Below are 26,442 nucleotides of genomic sequence, written 5' to 3'. Positions count from 1 at the left end.
GAGGGCTGGAGCTGCCCCCTGGTGACGAGGGTCACGAGGGGAACTCCGCAGACGTCCCGACCGGTGCCGTGTCCCTGGCACGGCCGATGGACGCGACGGGCTCGATCGGCCCGGAGCTGGACTGGGACGCCGACGCCTGGCGCGAGGTGCGCACCCGCGCCCAGCGGGCCGGCCGGGCCTACATCTGGCTGAACCTCGTCGAGCAGCGGCTGCGCGCGGTCGTCGCCGCCGTCCTGCGCCCCGTGTACGAACCCGTCCACGGCGAGGACTGGGTGGTGGCCGCCGCCGGACCCGCCGGGCAGGAGTGGGTGCAGCGCGCGGTCGCCGTACGCGAGGTCAGCCGCCGCAAGGGCTATCTGCTCGACCCGGCCGACGACAACGTGCTGTCCTTCCTCACCCTGCCGCAGCTGCGCGAGCTGATGGTGCAGCACTGGCCCTGTTTCGAGCCCTACTTCGACGACCGCCGGGACGTCGAGCTCGCCCTGGACGAGCTGGAGGTCACCCGGAACGTCGTCTCCCGCAACCGGGCCCTGTCCGAGGCCGTCCTGAACCAGGCCGAGCGGGCCTCCGCCCGGCTGCTGGAGATGCTGGGCGCGGGCGGTGACGTGCCCTCCGCGCGCCGGCTGCCCGTCGACGCGGTCGAGGACCTGGTCGGCGACCGGTACGCCGACGTGGTCGCCGTCCACCCGGACCGGGTGCGGCTGATGCGCCAGTTCCCGGCCGAGGACATCTTCGGCGGCGCCCGCCGCCTCGACGCCATCGGCATCGGCCTCAACCTGCTCGTGCAGAACTTCTCCGGCCGCCGCCTGGTCCGGCTGGCCGAGTCCGGCTGCCGGGTGCGGCTGCTGTTCCTCAACCCGGCCTCCAGCGCGGTCAAGCGGCGTGAGCGCGAACTGGGCATCAAGCGCGGCGAGCTCAGCCGGGCCGTCGAGATGAACATCCTGCACATGCGCCGGGTGCGGGCGCGGCTGCGCGACCCGGGGGCCTTCGAGATCCAGGTCTTCGACGAGACGCCCCGCTTCACGGCCTACCTGGTCGACGGCGACGGGGCGGACGGCATCGCGGTCGTGCAGAACTACCTGCGCCGGACCCGGGGGATGGAGGCACCGGTGTTCGTGCTGCGCAACAGCGGCAAGGTGGTCAAGTCGGGCGAGATCGACGAAAGCGGCCTCTTTCCCACCTACCGCGAGGAGTTCGAGGTGATGTGGGCGGATTCGCGGCCGGTGTCGTGAACCGCCCCTCCTGGTCGCGCGGTTCGGCGCCCGAGCGGAACGCGGCCCTCTGATTGTCAGTGGTGCATGCGAAGGTGGAGACCACTGGGGGAACGCACCATAGAAGGGGGGCCGCCCATGGGCTGGCACCGGGAGCTGCTGATCGGCTTCGACCTGGAGACGACGGGCACGGATCCGCGCGAGGCCCGCATCGTCACGGGAGCCGTGATCGAGGTCAGGGCCGGGGAGCCGATGGGGCGCCGGGAGTGGCTGGCCGACCCGGGAGTGCCGATCCCCGAGGACGCGGTGGCGGTGCACGGCATCAGCAGCGAGCGCGCGGCGGCCGAGGGCAGACCGGCCGACCAGGTGGCGGACGCCCTCGCCGACGTCCTCACCTCCTACTGGAAGGCGGGCGTGCCGGTCGTCGCCTACAACGCCGCCTTCGACCTGACCCTGCTCTCCGCCGAGCTGCGCCGCCACGGACTGCCGTCCCTGCGCGACCGCCTGGGCGGCGTGGACCCCGCCCCGGTCATCGACCCGTACACCATCGACCGCTGGGTCGACCGCTACCGCCGGGGCAAGCGCAACCTCGAAGCGGTCTGCGCCGAGTACGGCGTCGTCCTCGACTCCGCCCATGACGCCATGGCCGACGCCCTCGCAGCGGCCCGCCTGGCCGGTGCGATAGCTGCCCGCCACCCCAAGATCGCCTCCCTCGGCCCGGCGGACCTCCACCGCCGCCAGATCGAGTGGTACGCGCAGTGGGCGGCGGACTTCCAGAACTTCCTGCGCGGCAAGGGCGACGCGACAGCCCTGGTGGACGGGACATGGCCGTTGAGGGAGCCGGCGGACGAGCCGGTCTGAGCCGGCCGACGGGCCTTCAGAACGGATACCACCGCACCGTCTCGTCCCCGTCCCTCAGGGACTTCACCCGCCGCTCGAACTCGGCCAGCGCCTTCGGATTGCTCGGCGCATGCTGCGCCACCCACGCACAACTGGCCGTCTCCCGGGCGCCACGCAACACCGAGCACCCCTCCCACTCTCGCACGTCCCAGCCGTACGTCCGGGTGAAGGAGCCGTACGCCTCGTCCGGGAGCCCGTAGCGGTCGTGGGAGAGGGCCATCACCACCAAGTCGTGCTCGCGCAGGTCGGACGAGACCGTCTCCAGATCGACCAGAACCGGACCCCCCGGCCCCACATGGACATTGCGCGGCAGCGCGTCCCCATGGATCGGCCCCGGCGGCAGATGCGGCGTCAGCGCCCCCGCCTCCGCCGCGAACCCGTCCCGCCGCGCCCGCAGATACGCCGCGTCCGCCGGATCGATCGCGTCCCCGGCGAGCCGCAGCCAGCGCTCCACACCGCCCAGCAGATCGCGGGGCGGCAGATCGAAGGAAGGAGGGGGCGTGGCGTGCACGACCCGTAGCAGTTCGGCCAGGTCCCGTGGCTCGGCGGGCCGTACGGCGTCCGGCAGCCGGTGCCACACCGTCACCGGGTGCCCGTCGACCAGCAGGGGCTCGGGCCCGGCCGCCCGTACCGCCGGGACACCCGCCTCGGCGAGCCACAGCGCGATGTCCAGTTCCCGCCGCGCCCGGTCCAGGAGTTCGGCGTCACGGCCCACCTTGACGACCAGGTCACCGGTGGCGAACACCGCGTTCTCACCCAGCGCGAGCAGCCGTGCCTCGCGGGCCGCACCGGGCAGCACCCCCGCCCGCGCCAGTACGTCCCGAGCCCGTGCCTCGTCCATCGTCCGCCTCCGTCGTCACGTTCGCCGCCGTCGTCCACGTCTTGCGCCGTCGGGTTCCGGCCGTCCGCCGGCCAGTGTCGCATCGGCACAGGTCGGGCGGCGTGCGCGGTGCCTTGACGAGGCGGAACGCCTTCACGAACATGACCTGGCCACCGAGCCGTCAAAGGGGCTGATTCCGTGACAGTGGTGACCGAGGCCTCGCCCCCTTCGCCACCGAGGAGGCGGGCCGGCCGCAGACCCGGCGGGGTCCGGCCCCGCCCGGCCGTCGACCACGGCGCCTGGTTCCTGGTGCTGCCCGCCCTGCTGCCCGTCCTCGTCCTCAGCGTCGGGCCGCTGCTGTACGGGATCCTGCTGGCCTTCACCGACGCCCAGTCGGGCCGCACCGAGCCGACCCAGTGGATCGGCGCCCTCAACTTCCGGGACCTGCTGCACGACACGCTGTTCTGGGAGTCGTTCCGGATCGGGCTGGTGTGGGCGGTCGGGGTGACGGTGCCGCAGTTCCTGCTCGCGCTGGGCCTCGCCCTGCTGCTCAACCAGGACCTGCGGCTGCGCTGGCTGGCCCGCGCCCTGGCGATCATCCCCTGGGCCATGCCGGAGGTCGTCGTCGGCATCATGTGGCGGCTCGTCTACAACCCGGACGCCGGCATCCTCAACGAGACCCTGCGCGACCTCGGCCTGGGCGGCGGCCGCGACTGGCTGAGCGGCCTGGCCACCGCGCTGCCCGCCGTGATCGTCGTCGGCGTCTGGGCGGGCATGCCGCAGACGACGGTGGCGCTGCTCGCCGGGCTGCAGAACACCCCGCGCGAACTCCACGAGGCCGCGGCGGTCGACGGCGCGGGCGCCTGGCGCCGCTTCCGCACGGTCACCTGGCCGGCCCTGAGGCCCATCGCCCTGGCCATCACGGCGCTCAACCTGATCTGGAACTTCAACTCCTTCGCCCTGGTCTACGTCCTCACCAGCGGCGGCCCGGGCGGCCGGACCCGCCTGCCCATGCTCTTCGCCTACGAAGAGGCCTTCCGCTACGGGCAGTTCGGCTACGCGGCGGCGATGGGCTGCGTGATGGTGGCCCTGATCTCGATCGCCCTGGCCGTCTTCCTCGCCGGCCGCCTCAGGGGAGGTGACGACACGTGAGGACCGGCACCCCGGCCCGCGTCGGCCAGTACACCGCGCTGCTCGCCTATCTCGTCTTCCTGGCCTTCCCGTTCCTCTGGCTGCTCTCCACCGCGTTCAAGCCGCCGCGCGAGCTGGGCAGCCTGCACCCGACGTGGATCCCCGAGAACCCCACCCTCGCCAACTTCCGGCAGGCCTTCGACGAACAGCCGCTGCTGCACGCCGCCCTCAACTCCCTGCTCGCCGCGCTGGCGGCGGCGGTCATCGCCGTGCTGATCGCGACGCCGATGGCCTACGTCGTCGCCCGGCGCCGCACCCGGCTCGCCAAGGCGGTGACGGGCTGGGTGGTGGTCAGCCAGGCGTTCCCGTTCGTGCTGCTGATCATCCCGCTGTTCCTCGTGCTGAAGAACCTGAGAATGATCAACTCCGTGCCGGGGCTGGTGCTGGTGTACGTGGTGTGGGCGCTGCCGTTCGCGCTGTGGATGCTCGCCGGGTACGTACGGGCCGTACCGCCCGAGCTGGAGGAGGCAGCGGCGGTCGACGGGGCGGGCCGGGTGCGGACGCTGGTGTCGGTGACGGCGCCGCTGCTCGCGCCGGGCATCGTGGCGACCGCGCTGTTCGCGTTCATCACCGCGTGGAACGAGTTCTTCTTCGCGCTCGTGCTGCTCAAGACACCGGAGAAACAGACCCTCCCGGTGGTGCTCACCCATTTCATCGGCGCCGAGGGCGTCGCCGACCTGGGCCCGCTCGCGGCGGCGGCGTTCCTCGCGACGCTGCCCTCGCTGGTCGTCTTCGCGATCATCCAGCGGCGCATCACGGGCGGCATGCTCACCGGGGCGGTGAAGAGCTGATGCGCGCACGCCTGCTGGCCCTGGTCCTCCTGCTGCTCCTCGCCGGCTGCTCCTCCGGCGGCACCCGCGACGACGGCCGGATCACCCTGCGCTTCCAGTCCCTGGCCTGGCAGGAGGAATCGGTCGAGGCCAACAAGGAACTGGTGAAGGAGTGGAACGCCACTCACCCGGGCGTCCGGGTCGAGTACGTCCAGGGCAGCTGGGACAGCGTCCACGACCAGCTCCTCACGGCCTTCGAGGGCGGCGAGGCACCCGACATCATCCACGACGCCTCCGACGACCTCGCCGACTTCGCCTACGGCGGCTACCTCGCCGACCTCACCGAGCTGCTGCCCGCCCGGCTGAAGTCGGACATTCCCCAGCGCAGTTGGGAGACCACCACCTTCGGGGACGGCGTCTACGGCGTGCCGTTCCTCCAGGAGCCGCGCGTGCTGATCGCCAACGCGACCTGGCTCAAGCGTTCCGGGGTACGGATCCCGACCCCTGAGAAGCCGTGGAGCTGGGCCGAGTTCCGCCGCATCACCGAACAGCTCAGCGGCCGGGGGACGTACGGCATCGCCTGGCCCCTGAAGGAACCGGTCTCCGCCACGCTCAACCTCTCCCTGTCGGCGGGCGGACGGCTCTTCCACCGCGGGGCCGACGGCAAGGTGACGGTCCGGTTCGAGGCGGCCGACGAGGTGGTGCCGCGCACCATCCGCGCCCAGGCCGGCACCGACCGCAGTGCCTCGCCCACGACCCTGGGCAGCGGCGGCTCCGACACCCTGCCCGGCTTCTTCGGCGGCAGATACGCGATGGTCCCGCTCGGGTTCTCCTACCGCCAGCAGATCGTCCAGCAGGCCCCGAAGGGCTTCGCCTGGCAGGTGCTGCCCGCCCCGGCCGGCGCCGGGGGACTCACCCAGGGCGTCAGCCCGCAGACGCTGTCCGTCGCCCAGGACTCCCCGCACCAGAAGGAGGCCGCCGCCTTCATCGACTTCCTGCTGAGACCGCAGAACATGGTCCGCCTCGCCCTCGGCGACTGGATGCTGCCGACCGGCAGCCGGGCGCTGGACGACCCGGCCCTGCGCACACCCGAGCACGGCTGGGCGACGGGCGCCGCGCTCGCCGCCCATCTGCGCCCGGCACCCGCCCAGACCGTGCGGGGCTACCCCGAGTGGAAGGACAAGGTGGCGACCCCGGCCCTCCAGGAGTACTACAGCGGCGCCATCAACCTCCGTGAGCTGCGTAAACGCCTGGAGGAGGACGGCAACCCGGTGCTGGCGCGCTACCAGCGCTGAACCCGCCGACCCGGCCCCGGCAAAAGTGATTGCACGAGACGTCTCGTCTCGCGTACGGTCGGGCGCATGACCAGTCGCGCTCATATCGCCATGTTCTCCATCGCCGCCCACGGCCACGTCAACCCGAGTCTGGAGGTGATCCGCGAGCTCGTGGCGCGCGGCCACCGCGTGACGTACGCGATCCCGCCGGTCTTCGCGGAGAAGGTCGCGGACACCGGTGCCGAGGTGAAGCCGTGGCACTCGACGCTGCCCTCGCCCGACGACGACCCGGAGGCCTGGGGGAGCACGCTGCTGGACAACGTGGAGCCGTTCCTCGACGACGCGATCCAGGCCCTCCCGCAGCTGATCGAGGCATACGAGGGCGACGAGCCGGACCTCGTCCTGCACGACATCGCCTCCTACCCGGCCCGCGTCCTGGCCCACCGCTGGGGCGTGCCCGCGATCTCCCTGTCGCCGGCCATGGTCGCCTGGGAGGGGTACGAGAAGGAGGTCGCCGAACCCATGTGGGAGGAGCCGAAGAAGACCGAGCGCGGCCGTGCCTACTACGCCCGGTTCCAGGCCTGGCTGGAGGAGAACGGGATCACCCGGCACCCCGATGCCTTCGGGGGCCGTCCCGACCGCTCGATCGTCCTGATCCCCAGGGCGCTCCAGCCGAACGCGGACCGCGTCGACGAGAGCGTGTACACCTTCGTCGGAGCCTGCCAGGGCGACCGCACCGCCGAGGGCGGCTGGCAGCGGCCGGCCGGCGCCGAGAAGGTCGCGCTCGTGTCGCTCGGGTCCGCCTTCACCAAGCAGCCCGGCTTCTACCGGGAGTGCGTCAAGGCGTTCGGCGACCTGCCCGGCTGGCACCTGGTGCTCTCGGTCGGCAAGCACATCGACCCGGCCGGGCTCGGGGAGATCCCCGCCAACGTCGAGGTGCACTCCTGGGTGCCGCAGCTGGCGATCCTCAAGCAGGCCGACCTGTTCGTCACGCACGCCGGGGCGGGCGGCAGCCAGGAGGGCCTGGCCACGGCCACGCCGATGATCGCCGTACCGCAGGCCGCGGACCAGTTCGGCAACGCGCAGGTGCTCCAGGGCCTCGGTGTCGCGCGGTACCTCCCGACTCAGGAGGCGACCGGTGAGGCGCTGCGCGAGGCGGCTCTCGCCCTCGTCGACGACCCGGAGGTCGCCCGCCGGCTGAAGGAGATCCAGGCGGAGACGGCCCGGGAGGGCGGCACGCGGCGCGCGGCCGACCTCATCGAGGCCGAACTGCCCGCGCGCCGGCGGTAGTCGGGGCGGCCGTCGCCCGCCGGTCCGTCACACGGTGACGGCCTGGCGGGTGAGGTTCATGCGGGCGTGGTCGAGAGCGGCGTCCATGCGCGCCGCCTGCCCCTTGGTGAACATGAACATCGCGGCGTCGTCCGTGTAGTCCATGTAGTTCATGAACATGTCGCCGTTCGGTCCGTTGCCGCACGACACATGGGGAAAGCCGGGTGAACCCGTGTTGGGCCCGCCCTGGTTGGGGGTGTCCGCCACGAAGTCGCTGCCGCTGCAGCCCTCGTCGTCGTCGCCCCAGATGTGCCGCAGGTTCAGCCAGTGCCCGATCTCGTGCACGGCGGTGCGGCCGCCGTCGAAGGGCGCGGTGGCGGTGCCGGTGGTCCCGAAGCCGGTGTGCGTGACGACCACTCCGTCCGTGGAGGCGGCACCGCCCGGGAACTGGGCGTAGCCGAGAAGCCCGCGGCGCAACTGGCAGACCCACAGGTTCAGGTAGACGTCCGCCGGCCAGGCGTCGTGGCCGCCGCTCAGGCTGAACTTGACCAGGTCGTCCGTGTCCCAGTCGGGAGTCGACGTCCGGGTCCGCGTGATGCCGTCCGTGGGGCGGCCCAGCGGGTCGGTCCGGGCGAGGTGGAACTGGACGCGCGCGTCGGCCACGAGGTCCTTCCAGGCCTCGGGGACCTTGTCGACGTCGGGGTTGGTGGCGCGGAAGTCCTGGTTGAGCACGGCGATCTGACTGTGGATCTGGTCGTCGCCGATGTCCTGCTCGGGGGTGCTGTGCACGACGTGCACGACGACGGGGATGTCGACGAGGCTCTGCCGCGCGGTGCCCGCCTCCAACTGCTCGTAGGCGAACGCGGCGTTCTCGATCTGGGACCGGTTCCCGGCGTACTCGGGGTTCTGGCTGAGGAGTCTGCGGTGCACCTCCATGGCGCCGCACCAGCGGCTGTAGTCGGCGGAGGTGACGCGATGGTAGGACTGCGCATCGGACATGTCTGTCCCTCGGGGGAGCTGGGGGTGTGCCGCGCACGCGGCTGCGGAAGTGCGCGTGTGACACGCGCTGCGGAGGCGGGCGACGCCGAGTGGAGCGGCCGGTTGCCCGTTCCCTCCGGACCCATACACTGATAATCCTAGGCACTCTGATGGAAGACCGGCAATTTGGACTATCTGGGCGAATGAGGTGGCCGGGTCATGCATGAGCCCCCATCGGGCCTGTTCCGCTCGTGGGTCCATTCCTACGAGGAGGACCACGAGGACGTGCGGGTGTACCGGCCGGACGACCACCCCTTCCCGCCGGCGCGCGGGCGGCGCGGCATGGAATTCGCGCCCGACGGCACCTTCACCGACCATCCGCTGGGTCGCGGTGACGCTCCCGGCGCCGTGCCCGGCCGCTGGCGGCTCGTGTCGGACCGTCACCTCGCGCTCACCTTCGGGGGTGCTCGCCCGGACCGGGAGCTGGAGATCGTGCGCTGCGACGACGACGTGCTGCACGTGCGGCGGCTCACCGGCTGAACAGGGCCCGTCGGCTCCCCCGGAGTCGACGGACCCTGCACACAGCGGCGGGGGAGCGGGGGGTCAGGCCCTGACGGGCTCGCCCTCGTCGTCCCGCGCCGCCGGTCCCGCGACCGCCTGCGGCGTCTCGTCGTGCGTGAGGTCGGGCAGCCGGTGCAGCCACGTGGGCAGGTACCAGTTGCGCTCCCCGAGCAGCGCCATCACCGCCGGCAGCAGCACGCCCCGGATGATCGTCGCGTCGATGAGCACGGCGGCCGCGAGGCCGACGCCCATCTGCTTCATGGACTGCATGGACAGCGTCCCGAAGATCGCGAACACGGCGACCATGATGACCGCGGCACTGGTGACGACCCCGGCCGTGGTGACCACGCCGTGCCGGATCGCGTCCTTCGTCGCCAGACCCCGCAGCCGCGCCTCGCGGATGCGGGAGACCACGAACACGTGGTAGTCCATCGACAGGCCGAAAAGGATCACGAAGAGGAACAGCGGCAGCCAGGTGACGATCGCGCCGACGCCCTCCGCCCCCACCAGCGAGGCGCCCCAGCCGTGCTGGAAGACCGCGACCAGGATGCCGTAGGCCGCGCTCACCGACAGCAGGTTCAGCACGATCGACGTGATCGCGACGGTCAGCGAGCGGAACGACAGGAGCATCAGCGCGAAGGCGAAGACCACGACGAACGCGAAGACCGGGACGACGGCTCCCGCCAACTGGTCGTTGAAGTCCTTCGAACCCGCGACCTGCCCGGTGATCGGGGCCTCGACGCCGTCGACCTCGCCGAGCGTGGCGGGCCGCACGTCGTCGCGCAGCTTGTCCAGGCTCGCGCCCGCCTGGTCGAGGTCGGAGCCGCCGACCAGCGGGACGGACACGACGGCGAGGTTCTGCGCGTCGTGCAGCTCGATCTCCACCGGGCCGCGCGAGGCCCCCGAACTGACCGCCCGCTCACGGAAGTCGGCGAGCGCCGACCGCACCTCGGGCGCGTTGATGTCGTCCGCCTTCACGATCACCTGGGCCGGGTCCGAGCCGCCCGGGAAGGCCTCGTTGAGCCGGTTGTACGTCTGCACGATCGGCAGCGAGTCGCCGAACTCCTGCTCCAGAGTGAGGTTCTGGGTCTTCATGCCGACCGCGGGAGCCGCGATGGCCAGCAGCGCTCCGGTCGCCACCGCGACGGACACGACCGGCCTGGCGAGCACCCGCCGCAGGACGGCCGTCCAGAACCGGCTCTCCCCGTTGCCGCCCTGCCTGCGCCGGCTCAGGAACGGGACACGGCCCTTCTCCACGCGCTCGCCCAGCAGCGAGAGCAGCGCGGGCAGCACGGTCACGGACCCCACCATGGCCACGGCCACCACGATCAGCGAGGCCAGACCCATCGCCTCGAACTCGGCGAGCCCGGTGAACAGCATGCCCGCCATCGCCACGCACACCGTCACACCGGAGACCACGATCGCGCGGCCACTGGTCGCGGCGGCGATCCGCAGTGCCGTCTGCGCGTCCCGGCCCGCGGCGCGCTCCTCCCGCTCACGGCGCAGGTAGAACAGGCAGTAGTCGACGCCGACGGCCAGGCCGACGAGCAGCATCACGGAGTTCGCGGCGTCCGTCATCGGCACCAGGTGGCTGATCACCCCCATCAGGCCCATCGTCGCCATGATCGCGGTGAGCGCCAGTGCCACCGGCAGCAGCGCCGCCACCAGCGCGCCGAAGGCGATGAGCAGAATGCCGAAGGCCACCGGCACCGCTGAGTACTCGGCCTTCTCGAAGTCGTCCCCGAACGCGTCGTCGAACGTCTTCATCATGCTGGCGCCGCCGATCTCCTCGATCCGCAGCGACCCGTGGTCCTTCTGCACGCCCGCCACGGCCTTCAGCACCGGCTTGACCCGCTCACCGGCGGTGTCCGGCTCGCCGCGCATGTCGAACTGCACGAGCGCGCTGCGCCCGTCCTTCGAGATCGTCTTCGTGGTGTACGGCGAGGTCACGTGGGTGACGCGGCCGGTGCCCTCGACGGCCCGGACCACGGCCGTGACGGCGTCCCGGAACTCGGCGTCCGTGGCCTTGGGACCGGAGCCCCTGGCCTGGACCAGCACGGTCTCGCCGGCCGGTTCGTCGATGCCGGCGTCCTCGATGATCTTCGCGGCGGTGTGTGTCTCCCCCTTCAGCTGGTCACTGTCCTTGACGTCGACCCGGCCCGCCGCCGAACCGAGCCCCATCGCCAGGACGACGAACAGCACCCAGATCCCGACGGCAGCCCATCGGTGCCGGGCGCTCCAGCCGCCGGCCCGGGCGGCCAGGCCCCGCACCCGTGCTTCTCCGTTCCCCATGACGGGCTTCCCCCTCGTGATGCGGGCGCGGCCCCCTGCCGCCCCCTTACGTCTTGAAGGTATGAGCCGGATAAAGCCGGCACGTCGTGCTGCCCGGTGACGTCGACGGGCCGGACCTCATCCCCATGGCCCGCGCTCGCTCCCCACTGGGGAGGACCGGAAAGGACCGCGGTCCCTTACACCTATCGGTCTCCTCGGGTGTGTGGATCCTGAGCAGAAGGTTGTGCCCCGCGATGACCGGTGAGTAATTTACGGGGCTCGGGCAGTCGCCCACCGGCCGTCGTGCCCACCCCCACGGGGCACGACGGCCGCCTTAGGGTGAGCGGATGACGACGACGTACGCGGCACTGTTGCGCGGAATCAACGTGGGCGGCAGCAAGAAGGTCCCGATGGCGGACCTGCGCACCCTCTTGACGAGCCTCGGCCACGAGGACGTGACGACCTACCTCCAGAGCGGCCAGGCCGTGTTCGCCTCCGGCCACGGCGACGAGGAGTCGCTGGCCGCCGAGATCACGCACGCCGTCCAGAGGCACTTCGGTTTCGGCGTCGACGTGATCGTGCGCGACCACGCCTATCTGAGGGCGATCGCCGACGCCTGCCCGTTCCCGGCCGCCGACCTGGAGCCCAAGCAGCTCCACGTCACGTACTTCTCCGCCCCCGTGACCCCCGAGCGCTTCGCGGAGATCGACCAGGCCGCCTACCTCCCCGAGGAGTTCCGCCTCGGGGACCGCGCCCTGTACCTGTACGCCCCGAACGGTCTGGGCCGCTCCAAGCTGGCCGAACACCTCTCGAAGCCGCGCATCAACAAGGGGATCGTCGCCACGACCCGCAACTGGAACACCGTCGTCAAGCTGGTCGAGCTGACGGGTACCTGAGCCCGGCCCCCTGCCCCGGTGACAAGGCCGACGGCACCGCACGTTTGGCCGAATCGCCCCCGCACGGTCCGGGGCCTTGGCACGGTAGGACCATGACGAGCACCGAAGACCAGGCGACCCCATCCGGCCGTACGACGGCCGTCCAGGCCATGCGCGGCGCGGCGGCCCAGCTCGCCGAACTGCTCGGCACGACCCCCGACTCCGTCACCGCCGTCCGCCCGACGCCCGACGGCTGGACGGCCGACGTGGAGGTCGCGGAGCTGGAGCGGGTCCCCGACACCATGACCATCATGGCGACCTACCGGGTCACCCTCGACCCCGAGGGCCGGCTCCTGGGCTACGAGCGGATCCGCCGGTACGCCCGCGGCCAGCTCGACCGAGGCCGCTAGCGTCACGCTCATCGTGAGATCCCTCCGCGGGACCCGTTTCGGTGTGTGCGTGAACGCGCCCGCCGCCACCCCCGTACCTACGGGCGGCACGAGAACGAGTCTCGCGAGAGGAATCGCACCGTGACCGTCATGACACAGACCGGCGGGACGCAACCCGCCGCCACCTCCAGCGGGTCGGGGACCGGTGGCCTCTTCGACATCCTCGAACTGATCCTGGACCGCGGGCTCGTGATCGACGTGTTCGTCCGTGTCTCCCTGGTCGGCATCGAGATCCTCAAGATCGACGTACGGATCGTCATCGCCAGCGTCGACACCTATCTCCGCTTCGCCGAGGCCTGCAACCGCCTCGACCTGGAGTCCGGCCGCAAGGCCCCCGACAAGCTCACCGACATCGTCGGCAACCTCGTCGAGAGCGGCGCCCGGGGCAGGACCGGCGGCGCGATCGGCGGCGCCATCGACGCGATCGGCGACATCTTCGACCGCGACGACAAGGACCGCCGGGAGGACGAGCGGTGAGCGGCGTCTACGTCTACGCCGTCACCCGCTCCGACCACCCCCTGCGGCTCGACGGCCTGCGTACCGTCGGCGGCGCCGACGGCCCCCCGCGCGTGGTCGTCCACGGCCCGCTCGCCGCCGTGGTCAGCGCCGCACCCCCCGATCTGCGGCCCAAACGGCGCGACCTCGCCGCCCACCAGGCACTCCAGGAACGGCTCATGGCCGACGGCTCGGTCCTGCCCATGCGGTTCGGCCTGCTCGCCCCCGACGACACCGCCGTCCGGACAGCCCTGGAACAGCAGGGCCAGGACTACGCCCGAAGGCTCGGCGAACTGCACGGCACCGCCGAGTTCAACCTCAAGGCCGCCCGCGACCAGGACGACCTGCTGCGCGAGGTGCTCGACGGGTCGGAGGAGGCCCGCCGGCTCAACCAGTGCACCCGCGACGGCACCGGCAGCTACGAGGACCGCCTCGCCCTCGGCGAACTGGTCGCCCGGCAGGTCGACGCCCGGCAGCGGCGGCAGGCCGAGGAGATCGTCGGACGGCTGTCCTCACTCGCCAGGGCCGGCGTCGTGGCGGACCCGTCCAAGGACGACTTCCTCAACGTGTCGTTCCTCGTCGAGCGGGCCCGCGCCGAGGAGTTCACCGCGGCCGGCCGGCGCCTGGCCCAGGACTACGGCGCCGCCTACGACTTCCGGCTGCGCGGCCCGCTGCCCCCGTACAGCTTCGCCGCCTGACATGGGCCTGCTCACCGGCATCCTCACCCTCCCGCTCGCGCCCCTGCGCACCACCCTCTGGGCCGCCGAGCAGCTCCAGGCCGCCGCCGAGGCGCAGTACTACGACCCGGCCCCCGTCCGGCAGGCCCTCGTCGACCTGGAACGGGCCCTGCTGGAGGGACGCCTCGACGAGGACGAGTACGACCGTCGCGAGGACGAACTGCTGGACCGACTCGACGAGATCGACGCCCGGAGACGAGCCCCGCGACCATGACCCATCCGGCCACCGGCGGACTCACCGGACCGCCCCGCCTTCCCTCCCCCTACGACCACGGGCCCGGCGCCCAGAGCGCCAACCTCGCCGACATCCTCGAACGCGTCCTCGACAAGGGCGTGGTCATCGCCGGCGACATCCGGATCAACCTGCTCGACATCGAACTGCTCACCATCAAGCTGCGCCTGCTCGTCGCTTCCGTCGACAAGGCGAAGGAGATGGGCATCGACTGGTGGGAACACGATCCCTCCCTCTCCTCCCGCGCCGCTCGCCCCGAGCGGTCCCTGGCCGACGAGAACGAACGGCTGCGCGCCGAGATCGCCGCCCTCAAGGCGGCCGACAGGAGGCCGGAGCCATGAGCGACCCGACCGACCCGAACGTCGTCTACGTCTACGCGGTCCTGCGCCGCACCCCCGAGGCCGGCGCGGCGGTGGCGCACGTGCGCGGCGTCGCCGGCGACCCGGTCCACCTGGTGGAGTCCGCCGATCCCACCTCCAGGCTGGCCTTCGCCGTCGGCCACGTCCCGGCCGCCGACTACGCCGGGAGACCCCTCGAGGCCCACCTCGACGACCTGGACTGGATGGAGTCCACGGTCCGCTCCCACCACGCCGTCGTCGCCGCTCTCGTCGCAAGCGGCGCCGCCGTCCTGCCCCTGCGTCTGGCCACCGTCTACCCCGACGAGGACCGCGCCCGGCACGCCCTCGACACCCGCCGCGCGTACTTCCTGTCCCTCCTGGACCGCCTCACGGGCCACGTCGAACTCGGTGTCAGGATCTATGCCACACCCGACATCACACCACCCGGGCCGGGCACCGACACCGGACGGGAAACGCCCACCGGCCTCGGCGTCGGCCGCGCCTACCTGTCGATCCGCCGCCGCAGACAACGCAGAAACGAGGAAGCCTGGCGTACGGTCGCCCAGGCCGCCGCACACCTCACGCAGACCGCCGGCGCCCTGGCCGTCGACCGTGTCGCACACACACCGGAACGCGGAAGCCTCGCCGGCCCGGCGCCCGGCACCAACGTCGGCAACGACGCCTACCTCGTCCCCGCCGACCGCGTCGACGCCTTCCGCACCGGCGTACTGGCGGCCGCCGAGGGCGTCCCCGGCCTCCGCGTCGAGGTCACCGGCCCCTGGGCCCCCTACTCCTTCGCACTCCAGCCGGAGCCGGAACCCGCCGCGTGACGGCCCGTCGGGGCCCCCGCCCTGACGGCCGGTTCCCTTTCAGGCGCTCACAGCCGCCAACGCCGGTACCCGAGCCGCCTCGTACCGCTCCAGCACCACCCGGGCCACCTCCGGCGCCGGACCCAGTACGTCCGCCAGGACGTCCGCCTCGGCCGCGCCCCGCGCGATGCGGTCCGGGAGGAAGCCGGGGGCGAGGACGTAGGGGGCGACCGCCACCCGGGCGCAGCCGAGGGCACGCAGTTCCCGGACGGCGTCCTCGGTGCGGGGGAGAGATGCGGAGGCGAACGCAGGCCGCACGGCGCACCAACCGGTGTGCCGCCACTCCCGCGCGATTTCTGCGATCACTGCGATCGCCTCCGGGTCGGTGGACCCCGCCGAGGCCAGCACGACCCCGGTCGAGGACTTGTCGGCGGGGGACAGACCCGCCTCGTACAGGCGTCGCTCCAGGGCGGACAGCAACAGCGGCGACGGGCCCAGGACCTCCGCCTGGCGGATCCGCAGCTGCGGGGGAGCGTCCGCCAGGACCGCCGGGATGTCCGCCTTCGCGTGGAACGCCCGGGTCAGCAGGAGGGGGAGGGCCACGACGTCACGGACGCCCTGGACCGCCAGGGACTCCAGCACCCCCTGCACCGAGGGCACGTTGAAGTCCAGGAAGCCCGTCTCCACGCGTACGTCGGGGCGCAGGGAGCGGACCCGGCGCACCAGGGCGTGCACCGTCGCGGCGTGCCGCGGGTCGCGGCTGCCGTGGGCGATGACGAGGAGAACGGGCTTGTTGATCACGGGGTCACTTCACCAGCAGGCCGCGGCTGCGCAGCACCCACCGCTCCAGCGGGCTGAAGATCAGCAGGTCGATCGCGATACCGACGACGAGGATGAGGAGGATGGCTTCGAAGACCATGGCCATGTCGCTGGCGTTGCGGCCGTTCTCCAGCAGTTGCCCGAGGCCGACGCCGAGGTCGGGGAAGGACGCGATGATCTCGGCGGCCATCAGGGAGCGCCAGGAGAAGGCCCAGCCCTGCTTCAGGCCCGCCACATAGCCGGGGAGCGCGGCCGGGAGCACGATGTGCCAGGTGCCCTTGAGGCCGGTCGCGCCGAGCGTGCGGCCCGCGCGCAGGAACAGCGGGGGCACCTGGTCGACGCCCGAGACGAGGCCGTTGGCGATCGACGGGACCGCGCCGAGCAGGATCACCGCGTACATCATCGAGTTGTTCAGGCCCAGCCAGATCACGGCCGGCGGCACCCAGGCGACCGAGGGCAGGGACTGCAGGCCGGACAGGATCGGGCCGAGGGCCGCGCGGATGAACTTCACGCGGGCCACCAGCAGACCCAGCGGGGTGCCGATGACCAGGGCGAAGCAGAAGCCGAGCAGACCGCGCGAGACGCTGGTCCAGATGTAGCCGAGCAGTTCGCCCTGGAGCCACGCCTGGTGGACGACGTCCCACACCGCCGACGGCGCGGGCAGCTTGGTCGGGTCGTCGACGACCTTGAAGGAGACCAGGGCCTGCCAGACCGCCAGGACGAGGGCGACGGCGAGGACGGGCGGCAGGATCTTCTCGGTGAAGGTCTGCCGGAACGGCTTGCGGCTGGTCTGCCGCGTCTCCAGCGCGTCGAGGCCCGCCTCCAGCCCGGCGAGGTCGTTGCCGTCCTTGTCGACGGTCGTCGTCGAGTCAGTGCTGGCCATGACGGCGGATCTCCCCACGCAGTTCTTCGGTGATCTCGACGGACAGCTCCGCCACGGCGGTGTCCTCGATGCGGCGCGGCTGCGGGATGTCCACCGTCCACTCGCGGGCGATCCGGCCCGGACGGGAGGACAGCAGCACCACACGCTGGGCGAGGCGGACCGCCTCGCGCACGTTGTGCGTGACGAACAGGACGGACACCTGCGTCTCGCGCCAGATACGGGTCAGCTCGTGGTGCAGCACGTCCCGCGTGATCGCGTCCAGCGCCGCGAACGGCTCGTCCATCAGCAGGAGCTTGCTCTCCTGGGCCAGCGCCCGGGCCAGGGCGACCCGCTGGCGCATACCGCCCGACAGCTCGTGCACCCGCTTGCCGTACGCGCCCTTGAGCCGGACGAGTTCGAGCAGCCGCTCCGCCCGCTCGCGGCGCTCCGTCTTCGGCACGCCGCTGAGCTTCAGGGCCAGTTCGATGTTCTTGCCCGCGGTCAGCCACGGGAACAGGGCGTGCTCCTGGAACATCAGGGCCGGGCGCCCGTCCGTGGTGATCTCGCCGGCGGAGGGCCGGTCCAGGCCCGCCACCAGGTTGAGCAGGGTGGATTTGCCGCAGCCCGAGGCCCCCAGGAGGGTGACGAACTCGCCGGGCGCGACATCGAGGGTGATGTCGTCCAGGACGAGCTGCTGCCCGGCGGGGCCCGCGAACGACTTCGAGACGTGCTCGATCCGGGCGGCGTGGGTGGCCGCCTGTGTGCCGTCGGCGGCCTTGGCGAGGGTCGTGGCCATGGTCGTCACCTCCTGGGACTCTTCGGGAACCGGGCTTACTTCGCGCCGAGACCGGCGTCGTCGACCGCGGGCTCGCCCTCAGCCTTGAGGACCTTGTTCAGCGGCGCGAGGTCGTAGATGCCCTTCAGATCGGGCTTCTGCAGCAGCCCCGCCTTCACGGCGTGCTCGGCCTCGGTGTTGAGGGTGGAGGCCAGCGGGTCGTCGGTGAACCGGATCGACTTCCACGCCGGGTCCAGCACGTCGGCCGGCAGCGCCTTGCCGGAGTCGGCCTCCAGTTGCTGGTTCGCCGCCGCCTTCGCCGCGTCCGGGTTGGCGTTGATCCACTTGTTGGTCTTGACCGAGCCCTTCAGCACGGCCTCGACGACCTTCGGGTGCTCCTTCAGGAACTGCTCGCGCACGATGATGTTCGTGATCACGAACTTCTTGTCCGGCCACAGCGACCCCTCGTCGAGGAGGACCTTGCCGCCCTCGGCGACCAGCTTCGACGCGGTCGGCTCCGGCACCCACGCACCGTCCAGCGAGCCGGACTTGTAGGCGTCCGGGGTGACCTTGTTGTCACTGCGCACGACCGTGACGTCGCCCTTGCCGCTCTGCGGGTCGATCTTCCAGCCCTGGTCGGCGGCCCAGTTGAGGAACGCCACGTCCTGGGTGTTGCCGAGCTGCGGGGTCGCGATCCGCTTGCCCTTGACGTCCTTCAGGGACTTGATCTTGTCCGGGTTGACCACGAGCTTCACGCCGCCGGACGCCGAACCGCCGATGATCCGCAGGTTCTTGCCCTGGGACTTGACGTAGCCGTTGATGGCGGGGGAGGGACCGATCCAGCCGATGTCGATGGAGCCGGAGTTGAGGGCCTCGATCTCGGAGGGCCCGGCGTTGAAGAGCGCGGGCTCGACCTTGGTGGCGCCGAGCGCCTTCTGGAAGAAGCCCTTCTGCATGCCCACCAGCGCGGTGCCGTGGGTGAGGTTGCCGAAGTAGCCGATCTTGACGGTGTCGAGACCGTCGATCTTCTTCGCCCCGGCGGCGACCTTGGCGGTGCCGTCGTCCTTCGCCTGGGAGCCGTAGCCGCAGGCGGCCAGCGTGAGCAGGGGCAGTGCGGCCAGGACCGCGAAGGATCGGCGCAGAGCGGATGATGCAGGCACGGGAGGGTTTCCTCTCGGAGGCCCGGCGGTCACGGTCTCTCAGGTCGTGGCCGGGAGGTCGGCAGGTTTCGTCTACGGCGGTGGGGGGTGAGGGCGCGCGAGCGGTGCGCGTACGTCAGCGCACACATCGCGCCACTCCGCCCTGCCCGCTGCCGAGAGCACCGCTGCCGACGCGGCCGCCCTCCTTCGCGAACATGGAGTAGAAGTCGGGGGAGTTCATGTCAGAAGTCCCACCCGTCGTCCTCGGAGGCGTCCTTGACCGGATCCGGGGCGGCGAAGGACTCGCCGACCATGCCCGCGGTCAGCGTCGTGCCGTCGTTCGGGTCGATCAGGATGAACGAGCCGGTGCGCCGCGAGTCGGCGTAGGAGTCGACCGGCAGCGGCTCGGCGGTACGGATCTTCACCCGGCCGATGTCGTTGGCGACGAGCTGTCCCGGGTGCGGGTGCAGGGACAGGTCGGCGAGCGTGAGGCGGGAGGGGATGTCCTTGACGATCGCCTTGACCGTGCGGGTGCCGTGCTTGAGCAGCACCCGGTGGCCGACGGTCAGGGGTGCGTCGGCGACGTGGCAGACGGTGGCCTCGACGTCCTGCGTGGTCGCGGGCGCGTCCTTGGTGGGCACGATCAGGTCGCCGCGCGAAATGTCGATGTCGTCCTGAAGCAGGAGGGTCACCGACTGCGTCGTCCAGGCCACCTCGACCGGATCGCCCAGCAGATCGATACCCGTGATCTTCGAGGTGCGGCCCGACGGCAGCACCGTCACCTCCTCCCCGACGTGGAAGGAACCGGCAGCGATCTGCCCGGCGTAGCCCCGGTAGTCGGGGTGGTCCGCGCTCTGCGGCCGGATCACGTACTGCACCGGCAGCCGGGCGTGGCAGTGGCTCAGGTCGTGCGCGACCGGGACCGTCTCCAGGTGCTCCAGCACCGTCGGCCCGCCGTACCAGTCCATGTTCGCCGAGGGGTCCACGACGTTGTCGCCGACGAGGGCGGAGATCGGGATCGCGGTGACCTCGGGCACGCCCAGCTCGGTCGCGTACGCCGTGAACTCCTCGGCGATCGCGGCGAACACCGTCTCGTCGTAGCCGACCAGGTCCATCTTGTTGACGGCGAGGACCGCGTGCGGCACCCGCAGCAGCGCGGCGATCGCGGCATGCCGGCGGGTCTGCTCCACCACGCCGTTGCGGGCGTCGACCAGGATCACCGTCAGCTCGGCGGTGGAGGCGCCGGTGACCATGTTGCGGGTGTACTGCACATGACCGGGGGTGTCGGCCAGGATGAACCGGCGCCGGGGCGTGGCGAAGTAGCGGTAGGCCACATCGATGGTGATGCCCTGCTCGCGCTCGGCCCGCAGACCGTCGGTCAGCAGCGCCAGGTCCGGCGCCTCCTGGCCCCGGCTGGCGGACGCGCGCTCGACGGCCTCCAGCTGGTCGGTCAGGACGGACTTGGAGTCGTGCAGGAGCCGCCCGACGAGGGTGGACTTGCCGTCGTCGACGGAACCGGCGGTGGCGAACCGCAGCAGCGTGGTCGCCGAGAGCTCCTCGGTCGTGATCGTGCTCATCTCTAGAAGTACCCCTCGCGCTTGCGGTCTTCCATCGCCGCTTCGGACATCTTGTCGTCGGCGCGGGTGGCGCCCCGCTCGGTCAGCCGGGACGCGGCGATCTCCACGATCACCTTCTCGATCGTGTCGGCGTCGGAGTCGACGGCGCCGGTGCAGGACATGTCACCGACCGTGCGGTAGCGCACCAGGCGCTTCTCCACCGTCTCGCCGTCCTTCGGCCCGCCCCACTCACCGGCCGTCAGCCACATGCCGCTGCGCCGGAACACCTCACGCTCGTGCGCGTAGTAGATCTCCGGCAGTTCGATGCCCTCACGGGCGATGTACTGCCACACGTCCAGCTCGGTCCAGTTCGACAGCGGGAACACGCGGACGTGCTCGCCCGGGGCGTGCCGGCCGTTGTAGAGGTTCCACAGCTCGGGGCGCTGGCGGCGCGGGTCCCACTGGGAGAACTCGTCGCGCAGGGAGAACACCCGCTCCTTGGCCCGGGCCTTCTCCTCGTCGCGGCGGCCGCCGCCGAAGACCGCGTCGAACTTCTCCTGCTGGATCTTCTCCGTCAGGGGCAGCGTCTGCAGCGGGTTACGGGTGCCGTCCGGGCGCTCCTTGAGCACACCCCGGTCGATGTAGTCCTGCACCGAGGCGACATGCAGCCGCAGCCCGTGCCGGGCGACCGTGCGGTCCCGGTAGTCGAGGACCTCGGGGAAGTTGTGCCCGGTGTCCACGTGCAGCAGCGAGAACGGCACCGACGCCGGGCGGAACGCCTTCAGCGCCAGATGCAGCATGACGATCGAGTCCTTGCCGCCGGAGAAGAGAATCACCGGCCGCTCGAACTCACCCGCCACCTCACGGAAGATGTGCACCGCCTCCGACTCGAGAGAGTCGAGGTGGGAGAGCGCGTACGGGCTGTCGGTCTCCTCGGAAACCGTCGCGGCGGTCGTCATGCCAGTCCCCTTTCGCTCAGCAGGGCGTACACGGACGCCGCGGACTCCTGCACGGTCTGGTTCTGCGACTCGATGCGCAGATCGGGCGACTCGGGTGCCTCGTACGGGTCGTCGACCCCGGTGAGCCCCTTGAGCTCGCCCGCGGCCTGCTTGGCGTACAGGCCCTTCACGTCCCGCTCGCTGCACACCTCCACCGGAGTCGCCACGTGGATCTCCACGTACGCGGTGCCGTTCGTCTGGTGCCGCTTGCGCACCGCCTCGCGGCTGTCCTGGTACGGCGCGATGACCGGGACGAGGGCGAGCACGCCGTTGCGGGCGAGCAGTTCGGCGACGAAGCCGATGCGCTGCACGTTGGTGTGCCGGTCCTCGCGGCTGAAGCCGAGGCCCGCCGAGATGAACTCGCGGATCTCGTCGCCGTCGAGCACCTCGACGCGGTGGCCCTCGGCGCGGAGCCGGCCGGCCAGCTCGTGGGCGATGGTGGTCTTGCCGGCACTCGGCAGACCCGTGAGCCAGACGGTGGCTCCGGTCGTCACGTCGGTCTCCTGAATCGTCTGAGTCTGAGTCGTCTGAGGCGTCTGAGCCTGAGGCGCGGTCATCCGTGCAGCCCGCACTCGGTCTTGCTGCGGCCCGCCCAGCGGCCGGCGCGCGCGTCCTCGCCTTCCAGGACTCGGCGGGTGCAGGGGGCGCAGCCGACGGAGGCGTAGCCGTCCATCAGCAGCGGGTTCGTCAGGACGCCGTGCTCCGTGACGTACGCGTCGACGTCGTCCTGGGTCCAGCGGGCGATCGGGGAGATCTTGACCTTCTGGCGCTTCTCGTCCCAGCCGACGACCGGGGTGTTCGCCCGGGTCGGGGACTCGTCGCGGCGCAGACCGGTCGCCCAGGCCTGGTAGTTCTTCAGGCCTCGCTCCAGAGGCTCCACCTTGCGCATGGCGCAGCACAGGTCGGGGTTGCGGTCGTGCAGCCTGGGGCCGTACTCCGCGTCCTGCTCGGCGACCGTCTGGCGGGGCGTGAGCGTGATGACGTTGACGTCCATCACGGCGTCGACCGCGTCACGGGTGCCGATGGTCTCCTCGAAGTGGTAGCCGGTGTCGAGGAAGACGACGTCGACGCCGGGCATCGCCCGGGAGGCGAGGTGGGCGACGACCGCGTCCTCCATCGAGGAGGTCACGCAGAAGCGCTTGCCGAACGTCTCGGCCGCCCACTGGAGGATCTCCAGCGCGGAGGCGTCCTCGAGGTCGCGGCCCGCCTGCTCGGCGAGCGCCTTGAGCTCCTCTGCCGTGCGCTCTTCCTGAACCGTGGTCATATCTGTGCCCCTCCGGTGTCGGATCGCTTCAGCCCCTGGGCGAGCAGCCCGAGGAACTTCAGCTGGAATGCTCGGTTGCACGCCGCGCATTCCCACGCGCCGTGTCCGGCCTCGCTCGGACGCAGGTCCTCGTCGCCGCAGTAGGGGCAGTAGAAGGGGGCCGCTCGTTCGCTCACGACAGGGCCTCCTCGCTGGCCCGGGCCGCCCAGGCGGCGAACCGCTCGCCGTCCTCGCGCTCCGCCTGGAAGCGCTTCAGGACGCGCTCGATGTACTCGGGCAGCTCGTCGGAGGTGACCTTCAGGCCGCGCACCTTGCGGCCGAACCCGGCCTCCAGGCCCAGGGCGCCGCCCAGGTGCACCTGGTAGCCCTCGACCTGCTCGCCCTGGTCGTTGACGACGAGCTGGCCCTTGAGACCGATGTCCGCCACCTGGATACGGGCGCAGGCGTTCGGGCAACCGTTGAGGTTGATGGTGATCGGCTCGTCGAACTCCGGCAGACGGCGCTCCAGCTCGTCGATGAGCTGCGAGCCGCGCTGCTTGGTCTCGACGATGGCCAGCTTGCAGAACTCGATGCCGGTGCAGGCCATGGTGCCGCGCCGGAACGTGGACGGCCGGGCGGTCAGGTCGAGCGCCTCCAGGCCCTCGACGAGCGACTCGACCTTGTCCTCCTCGACGTCGAGGACGATCATCTTCTGCTCGACGGTGGTGCGCACCCGGCCGGAGCCGTGGGCCTCCGCGAGGTCGGCGATCTTCGTGAGCGTCGCGCCGTCGACGCGTCCCACGCGCGGGGCGAAGCCGACGTAGAAGCGGCCGTCCTTCTGGCGGTGCACGCCGATGTGGTCGCGCCACTGCTGGACCGGCTGCTCGGGGGCCGGGCCGTCGACCAGCTTGCGCTGCAGGTACTCGTCCTCCAGGACCTGCCGGAACTTCTCCGCGCCCCAGTCGGCGACGAGGAACTTCAGCCGGGCGCGGTTGCGCAGTCGGCGGTAGCCGTAGTCACGGAAGATCGAGATGACGCCCTCGTAGACGTCCGGGACCTCGTCGATCGGCACCCAGGCGCCCAGCCGCACGCCCAGCTTGGGGTTGGTGGACAGGCCGCCGCCGACCCACACGTCGAAGCCCGGGCCGTGCTCGGGGTGCACGACGCCGACGAACGCGACGTCGTTGATCTCGTGCACCACGTCCAGCAGCGGCGAGCCCGAGATCGCGGTCTTGAACTTCCGCGGGAGGTTCGAGTACGCCTTGTTGTTCAGGACGCGGCGCTTCATCTCCTCCAGCGCCGGCGTGGCGTCGATGATCTCGTCCGCCGCGATACCGGCGACGGGCGAGCCGATCATCACGCGCGGGGTGTCGCCGCAGGCGGTGACCGTGGACAGGCCGACGCCCTCCAGCCGGTTCCAGATCTCGGGCACGTCCTCGATCCGGATCCAGTGGTACTGCACGTTCTGCCGGTCGGTGATGTCGGCCGTGCCGCGCGCGAACTCCTGCGAGATCTCGCCGATGACCCTGAGCTGCCGGGTGGTCAGCGCCCCGCCGTCGATGCGGACGCGCAGCATGAAGTACTCGTCGTCCAGCTCCTCCGGCTCCAGAACCGCCGTCTTGCCGCCGTCGATCCCGGGACGGCGCTGGGTGTACAGGCCCCACCAGCGCATCCGGCCGCGCAGGTCGTTCGGGTCGATCGAGTCGAAGCCCCGCTTGGAGTAGATCGTCTCAATGCGTGTCCGCACATTGAGACCGTCGTCGTCCTTCTTGAACTGCTCGTTGCCGTTGAGCGGGGTGTGGTGCCCCGCGGCCCACTGACCCTCACCGCGGTGACGGCTCACCTTGCGGCGGGGAGTCGCGGCGGCAGGGTTCTGCGGGGTGGCGGCCATGGTTGATACGTCCTTCGGGACAGGCGGGAAAGCGGCTCTGACCTGCGCGTGCGGGCGCGCATGGGCATAGGGCGCGTCGTTGCGCGGGGTGGAGACGAGGAAGGGATGTCGGGCGGTGCGTGAGTGCTCTCAGCGCGCCGGACAGATGGCGCTGGACATGCGGCCGAGGTCGACGTGGCGTCGACTCACCAAGGCAATCCCAGTTCCAGGCATGACGGAAGCGTGTCACGGCGATCTGGACACAGTCCAGCTTCGTCCGAGATTCGGACACTCAGGTCTCGACATGTGAGACGTGCGTGTCCTTGGTCACATCGGGCCGTCCCCGGGTGTCCGACCAGGTCAGACGGGGAACGCTCCAGGCCACGGGCCTGGAGCGGTGACGTCCGGTTCCTCCTCGACCTTGGTGTCGAACAGCTTGAAGCCGCGGCGCCGGTAGTTGTCCATCGCGTGCTCGCCGTCCTTGCTGCACGTGTGCAGCCAGACCCGCTTCGTCGGCGTCAGTCCCGCCCACCGGTCCGCGAGGTCCCAGGCCCGGGCCGCGCCGTACGACAGCAGGTGCCCGCCGATGCGCCGGCCGCGGAAAGCGGGGAGCAGGCCGAAGTAGACGATCTCCACGACCGCGTCGTCCTGCGCCTCCAGCTCCACGTACCCCGCGGGCGTGCCCCGGTCGTACGCCACCCACGTCTCCACGCCGGGCCGCTCCAGGTGCTCCAGCCACCGCGCGTACGACCAGCTCAGCCGGTCCGTCCAGAGGATGTCGCCGCCGACCGAGGCGTACAGGTACCGGCTGAACTCGGGCGAGGGCACCTCGGAGCGGACGACCCGGACGTCCCCGTCCGGCGCGGCGGCCGGCAGCAGGTCGGTCGGGGCGGTCTGCTCCAGGGACCAGGTGGTCACGGCGATGGTGGTCATGCGGGCCAGAAAATCATCTGACCCACTGGTCTGTCGATCGTGGCCCGCTGGTCGGTCGGTCGCGGCCTACCGGTCCGCCGACCGCTCCAGCGCCCGGTCCACCGACGCCAGAGGCAGCGCGAACAGCATCCGCCCCGACGGGGACCAGAGCTCACCGGTCTCCTCCCAGTAGGACAGCGAACCCGACCGGCCGCTCCAGCAGTGGCGCGTCTCGTCCGTCGCGCACTCAGCCGCCCGCGCGCCCTGCGCGTCCTGGCGCCACAGCGTCCCGTGCCCGCCGGACGTACCCGCCGCGCGGTCGAGGTACCAGCCCGAGCGGTACGACAGCACGCCGCGCACATCGGCCGCCTTCGTCTCGTACGCCTCCACCGGATCCGCGTGCCCCGAGGAGTCCGTGGCGAGCAGGCCCGAGCGGGCCGGGTCCCGGCTCAGCGCGTAGCGCCACAGCCGGGTGCGCCGGTCGCCGTCCGCGGGCACCCACTCGCTCGCCACCAGACTGTCGGGGGAGGTGCTGCGATCGAGGGAGACGGCGGCCGGGTGCGGCAGGTCGTCCCCGCCGGGCAGGGTGTACGAGGCGACCGCGGGCAGCACGTACCGGTAGCCGTACGCCGACCAGCCGCCCCGCACCCGGCCGACCGCGTCGGAGTCGACCGTGGCGCGCTGGATGCGGTCCATGTCGTACACGTACAGCGCGTCCCGGTCGCCCTCGCGGGTCGTCACCAGCAGCTTGTCCTGGTACCAGACCATGCCGGACAGCGGGGAGACGAGCCCCCGGTAGTCCCGCCCGCCGTCCACCGGGACGGCCAGCAGCGCCCAGGTGTAGCGGAGCCGGTCGGGGTCGTTCGCGTCGACGAAGGCGACCCTGGCCAGTCCCCGCTCGGGGCCCGGGCCGTCCAGGGAGCCGCCCCCGGCACCGCCGCGGGTCCAGCCGGAGAGGATCACGCGGTGGTGACCCCAGCGGCCGTCGTCGTCCGCGTCGCCCGAGGTGGTGACCGCGCCGGGCCGCCACGCGCGCGTACTGCTTCGGCGGCGCCGACACCCGGGGCTGGCGGCCCGGCGCGGTCACC

Annotated in this window: 28 protein-coding genes and 2 pseudogenes; 14 read left to right on the top strand and 16 right to left on the bottom strand. The window is 71.5% G+C overall.

Going from position 1 to position 26,442, the window contains the following annotated elements:
* On the top strand, nt 1–1,232 hold a 1,232-nt coding region (locus CCL05_RS33830; RefSeq protein WP_086564475.1), incomplete at its 5' end, for an SAV2148 family HEPN domain-containing protein.
* Nucleotides 1,233–1,349: 117 nt separating this feature from the next.
* Nucleotides 1,350–2,072 (top strand): 3'-5' exonuclease, encoded by a 723-nt coding sequence (locus tag CCL05_RS33825; RefSeq protein ID WP_086564472.1) that lies wholly within the window; start codon nt 1,350–1,352, stop codon nt 2,070–2,072.
* Nucleotides 2,073–2,088: 16 nt separating this feature from the next.
* Here CCL05_RS33825 and CCL05_RS33820 read toward each other — a convergent pair whose 3' ends face one another.
* Nucleotides 2,089–2,952 carry a phosphotransferase enzyme family protein gene (locus CCL05_RS33820; protein WP_086564471.1) on the bottom strand — a complete coding sequence of 288 codons (864 nt, stop codon included), beginning with the start codon at nt 2,950–2,952 and terminating at the stop codon, nt 2,089–2,091.
* 177 nt (nt 2,953–3,129) lie between these two features.
* Here CCL05_RS33820 and CCL05_RS33815 point away from each other — a divergent pair, with 177 nt between their 5' ends.
* The 4 genes and pseudogenes from CCL05_RS33815 to CCL05_RS33800 all read left to right on the top strand — a co-directional run bounded on the left by CCL05_RS33815 (nt 3,130) and on the right by CCL05_RS33800 (nt 7,456).
* Nucleotides 3,130–4,083 (top strand): carbohydrate ABC transporter permease, encoded by a 954-nt coding sequence (locus CCL05_RS33815; RefSeq protein ID WP_086564470.1) that lies wholly within the window; start codon nt 3,130–3,132, stop codon nt 4,081–4,083.
* Nucleotides 4,080–4,913 carry a carbohydrate ABC transporter permease gene (locus CCL05_RS33810; protein ID WP_086564469.1) on the top strand — a complete coding sequence of 278 codons (834 nt, stop codon included), beginning with the start codon at nt 4,080–4,082 and terminating at the stop codon, nt 4,911–4,913. The genes CCL05_RS33815 and CCL05_RS33810 overlap by 4 nt, the downstream gene beginning before the upstream one ends.
* Nucleotides 4,913–6,187 (top strand): ABC transporter substrate-binding protein, encoded by a 1,275-nt coding sequence (locus tag CCL05_RS33805; protein WP_086564468.1) that lies wholly within the window; start codon nt 4,913–4,915, stop codon nt 6,185–6,187. The genes CCL05_RS33810 and CCL05_RS33805 overlap by 1 nt, the downstream gene beginning before the upstream one ends.
* A gap of 29 nt (nt 6,188–6,216) precedes the next feature.
* Nucleotides 6,217–7,456 (top strand): annotated as a pseudogene (locus CCL05_RS33800) (glycosyltransferase).
* 27 nt (nt 7,457–7,483) lie between these two features.
* On the opposite strand, the gene CCL05_RS33795 reads toward CCL05_RS33800, so the two are convergent.
* Nucleotides 7,484–8,434, bottom strand: coding sequence for a zinc metalloprotease (locus CCL05_RS33795; RefSeq protein ID WP_086564466.1), 951 nt, complete (start codon nt 8,432–8,434; stop codon nt 7,484–7,486).
* A gap of 198 nt (nt 8,435–8,632) precedes the next feature.
* Here CCL05_RS33795 and CCL05_RS33790 point away from each other — a divergent pair, with 198 nt between their 5' ends.
* Nucleotides 8,633–8,953 carry a hypothetical protein gene (locus tag CCL05_RS33790; protein WP_086564465.1) on the top strand — a complete coding sequence of 107 codons (321 nt, stop codon included), beginning with the start codon at nt 8,633–8,635 and terminating at the stop codon, nt 8,951–8,953.
* A 63-nt stretch (nt 8,954–9,016) separates the two neighbouring features.
* On the opposite strand, the gene CCL05_RS33785 is transcribed toward CCL05_RS33790, so the two are convergent.
* Nucleotides 9,017–11,266: an MMPL family transporter gene (locus CCL05_RS33785; protein ID WP_086564464.1), complete on the bottom strand. Its 2,250-nt coding sequence runs from the start codon at nt 11,264–11,266 to the stop codon at nt 9,017–9,019.
* Between the two features lie 326 nt (nt 11,267–11,592).
* On the opposite strand from CCL05_RS33785, the gene CCL05_RS33780 reads away from it, so the two are divergent.
* From CCL05_RS33780 to CCL05_RS33750, 7 genes are all read left to right on the top strand, one after another.
* The gene (locus CCL05_RS33780) at nt 11,593–12,141 is read left to right on the top strand and encodes a DUF1697 domain-containing protein (RefSeq protein ID WP_086564463.1); all 549 of its coding nucleotides are present in this window, start codon (nt 11,593–11,595) and stop codon (nt 12,139–12,141) included.
* A 92-nt stretch (nt 12,142–12,233) separates the two neighbouring features.
* Nucleotides 12,234–12,530, top strand: a complete 297-nt coding sequence (locus tag CCL05_RS33775) for a gas vesicle protein GvpO (protein WP_086564462.1) — start codon at nt 12,234–12,236, stop codon at nt 12,528–12,530.
* A 129-nt stretch (nt 12,531–12,659) separates the two neighbouring features.
* The gene (gvpJ, locus tag CCL05_RS33770) at nt 12,660–13,046 is read left to right on the top strand and encodes a gas vesicle protein GvpJ (RefSeq protein WP_167409663.1); all 387 of its coding nucleotides are present in this window, start codon (nt 12,660–12,662) and stop codon (nt 13,044–13,046) included.
* Nucleotides 13,043–13,762 carry a GvpL/GvpF family gas vesicle protein gene (locus CCL05_RS33765; protein WP_086564460.1) on the top strand — a complete coding sequence of 240 codons (720 nt, stop codon included), beginning with the start codon at nt 13,043–13,045 and terminating at the stop codon, nt 13,760–13,762. The genes gvpJ and CCL05_RS33765 overlap by 4 nt, the downstream gene beginning before the upstream one ends.
* Before the next feature lies 1 nt (nt 13,763).
* Entirely contained in the window at nt 13,764–14,015 is a 252-nt protein-coding gene (locus CCL05_RS33760; protein WP_086564459.1) for a gas vesicle protein GvpG, read from the top strand.
* Entirely contained in the window at nt 14,012–14,374 is a 363-nt protein-coding gene (locus CCL05_RS33755; protein WP_020277769.1) for a gas vesicle protein, read from the top strand. The genes CCL05_RS33760 and CCL05_RS33755 overlap by 4 nt, the downstream gene beginning before the upstream one ends.
* The gene (locus CCL05_RS33750; protein ID WP_086564458.1) at nt 14,371–15,201 is read left to right on the top strand and encodes a GvpL/GvpF family gas vesicle protein; all 831 of its coding nucleotides are present in this window, start codon (nt 14,371–14,373) and stop codon (nt 15,199–15,201) included. Before CCL05_RS33755 ends, CCL05_RS33750 begins: the two co-directional genes overlap by 4 nt.
* 39 nt (nt 15,202–15,240) lie before the next feature.
* On the opposite strand, the gene CCL05_RS33745 is transcribed toward CCL05_RS33750, so the two are convergent.
* The 13 genes and pseudogenes from CCL05_RS33745 to CCL05_RS33685 form a co-directional block, all read right to left on the bottom strand.
* The gene (locus tag CCL05_RS33745; protein ID WP_208641676.1) at nt 15,241–15,981 is read right to left on the bottom strand and encodes a sirohydrochlorin chelatase; all 741 of its coding nucleotides are present in this window, start codon (nt 15,979–15,981) and stop codon (nt 15,241–15,243) included.
* 4 nt (nt 15,982–15,985) lie between these two features.
* Complete coding sequence (locus tag CCL05_RS33740) at nt 15,986–16,882, bottom strand: ABC transporter permease (RefSeq protein ID WP_086564457.1); 897 nt, start codon at nt 16,880–16,882, stop codon at nt 15,986–15,988.
* Nucleotides 16,869–17,657, bottom strand: a complete 789-nt coding sequence (locus tag CCL05_RS33735) for an ABC transporter ATP-binding protein (protein WP_086564456.1) — start codon at nt 17,655–17,657, stop codon at nt 16,869–16,871. The genes CCL05_RS33740 and CCL05_RS33735 overlap by 14 nt, the downstream gene beginning before the upstream one ends.
* A gap of 35 nt (nt 17,658–17,692) precedes the next feature.
* On the bottom strand, nt 17,693–18,796 hold the full coding sequence (locus CCL05_RS33730) for an ABC transporter substrate-binding protein (protein ID WP_086564455.1): 1,104 nt from the start codon (nt 18,794–18,796) through the stop codon (nt 17,693–17,695).
* A gap of 221 nt (nt 18,797–19,017) precedes the next feature.
* Nucleotides 19,018–20,352 (bottom strand): sulfate adenylyltransferase subunit 1, encoded by a 1,335-nt coding sequence (locus CCL05_RS33720; protein ID WP_086564454.1) that lies wholly within the window; start codon nt 20,350–20,352, stop codon nt 19,018–19,020.
* A 2-nt stretch (nt 20,353–20,354) separates the two neighbouring features.
* Nucleotides 20,355–21,290 carry a sulfate adenylyltransferase subunit CysD gene (gene cysD / locus CCL05_RS33715; RefSeq protein WP_086564453.1) on the bottom strand — a complete coding sequence of 312 codons (936 nt, stop codon included), beginning with the start codon at nt 21,288–21,290 and terminating at the stop codon, nt 20,355–20,357.
* A complete protein-coding gene (gene cysC, locus CCL05_RS33710) occupies nt 21,287–21,823 on the bottom strand; it encodes an adenylyl-sulfate kinase (protein ID WP_244204493.1) in 537 nt (178 codons plus the stop codon). Before cysC ends, cysD begins: the two co-directional genes overlap by 4 nt.
* A gap of 59 nt (nt 21,824–21,882) precedes the next feature.
* Complete coding sequence (locus tag CCL05_RS33705) at nt 21,883–22,593, bottom strand: phosphoadenylyl-sulfate reductase (RefSeq protein ID WP_086564452.1); 711 nt, start codon at nt 22,591–22,593, stop codon at nt 21,883–21,885.
* On the bottom strand, nt 22,590–22,769 hold the full coding sequence (locus CCL05_RS33700; protein WP_086564451.1) for a hypothetical protein: 180 nt from the start codon (nt 22,767–22,769) through the stop codon (nt 22,590–22,592). Before CCL05_RS33700 ends, CCL05_RS33705 begins: the two co-directional genes overlap by 4 nt.
* Nucleotides 22,766–24,463, bottom strand: coding sequence for a nitrite/sulfite reductase (locus CCL05_RS33695; RefSeq protein ID WP_086564450.1), 1,698 nt, complete (start codon nt 24,461–24,463; stop codon nt 22,766–22,768). The genes CCL05_RS33700 and CCL05_RS33695 overlap by 4 nt, the downstream gene beginning before the upstream one ends.
* A 129-nt stretch (nt 24,464–24,592) precedes the next feature.
* Nucleotides 24,593–24,676 (bottom strand): putative leader peptide, encoded by an 84-nt coding sequence (locus tag CCL05_RS47330; protein ID WP_310887545.1) that lies wholly within the window; start codon nt 24,674–24,676, stop codon nt 24,593–24,595.
* Between the two features lie 126 nt (nt 24,677–24,802).
* Entirely contained in the window at nt 24,803–25,375 is a 573-nt protein-coding gene (locus tag CCL05_RS33690; protein WP_086564449.1) for a GNAT family N-acetyltransferase, read from the bottom strand.
* A 66-nt stretch (nt 25,376–25,441) separates the two neighbouring features.
* Nucleotides 25,442–26,398, bottom strand: a pseudogene (locus CCL05_RS33685) (hypothetical protein); the annotation flags it as partial.
* Nucleotides 26,399–26,442 lie beyond the last annotated feature (44 nt).

Source organism: Streptomyces africanus (genome assembly GCF_002150735.1).
GTDB lineage: Bacteria > Actinomycetota > Actinomycetes > Streptomycetales > Streptomycetaceae > Streptomyces > Streptomyces africanus.
Note: the sequence above shows the minus strand (reverse complement) of the source record. Positions and strands in the feature narration are given on the sequence as shown.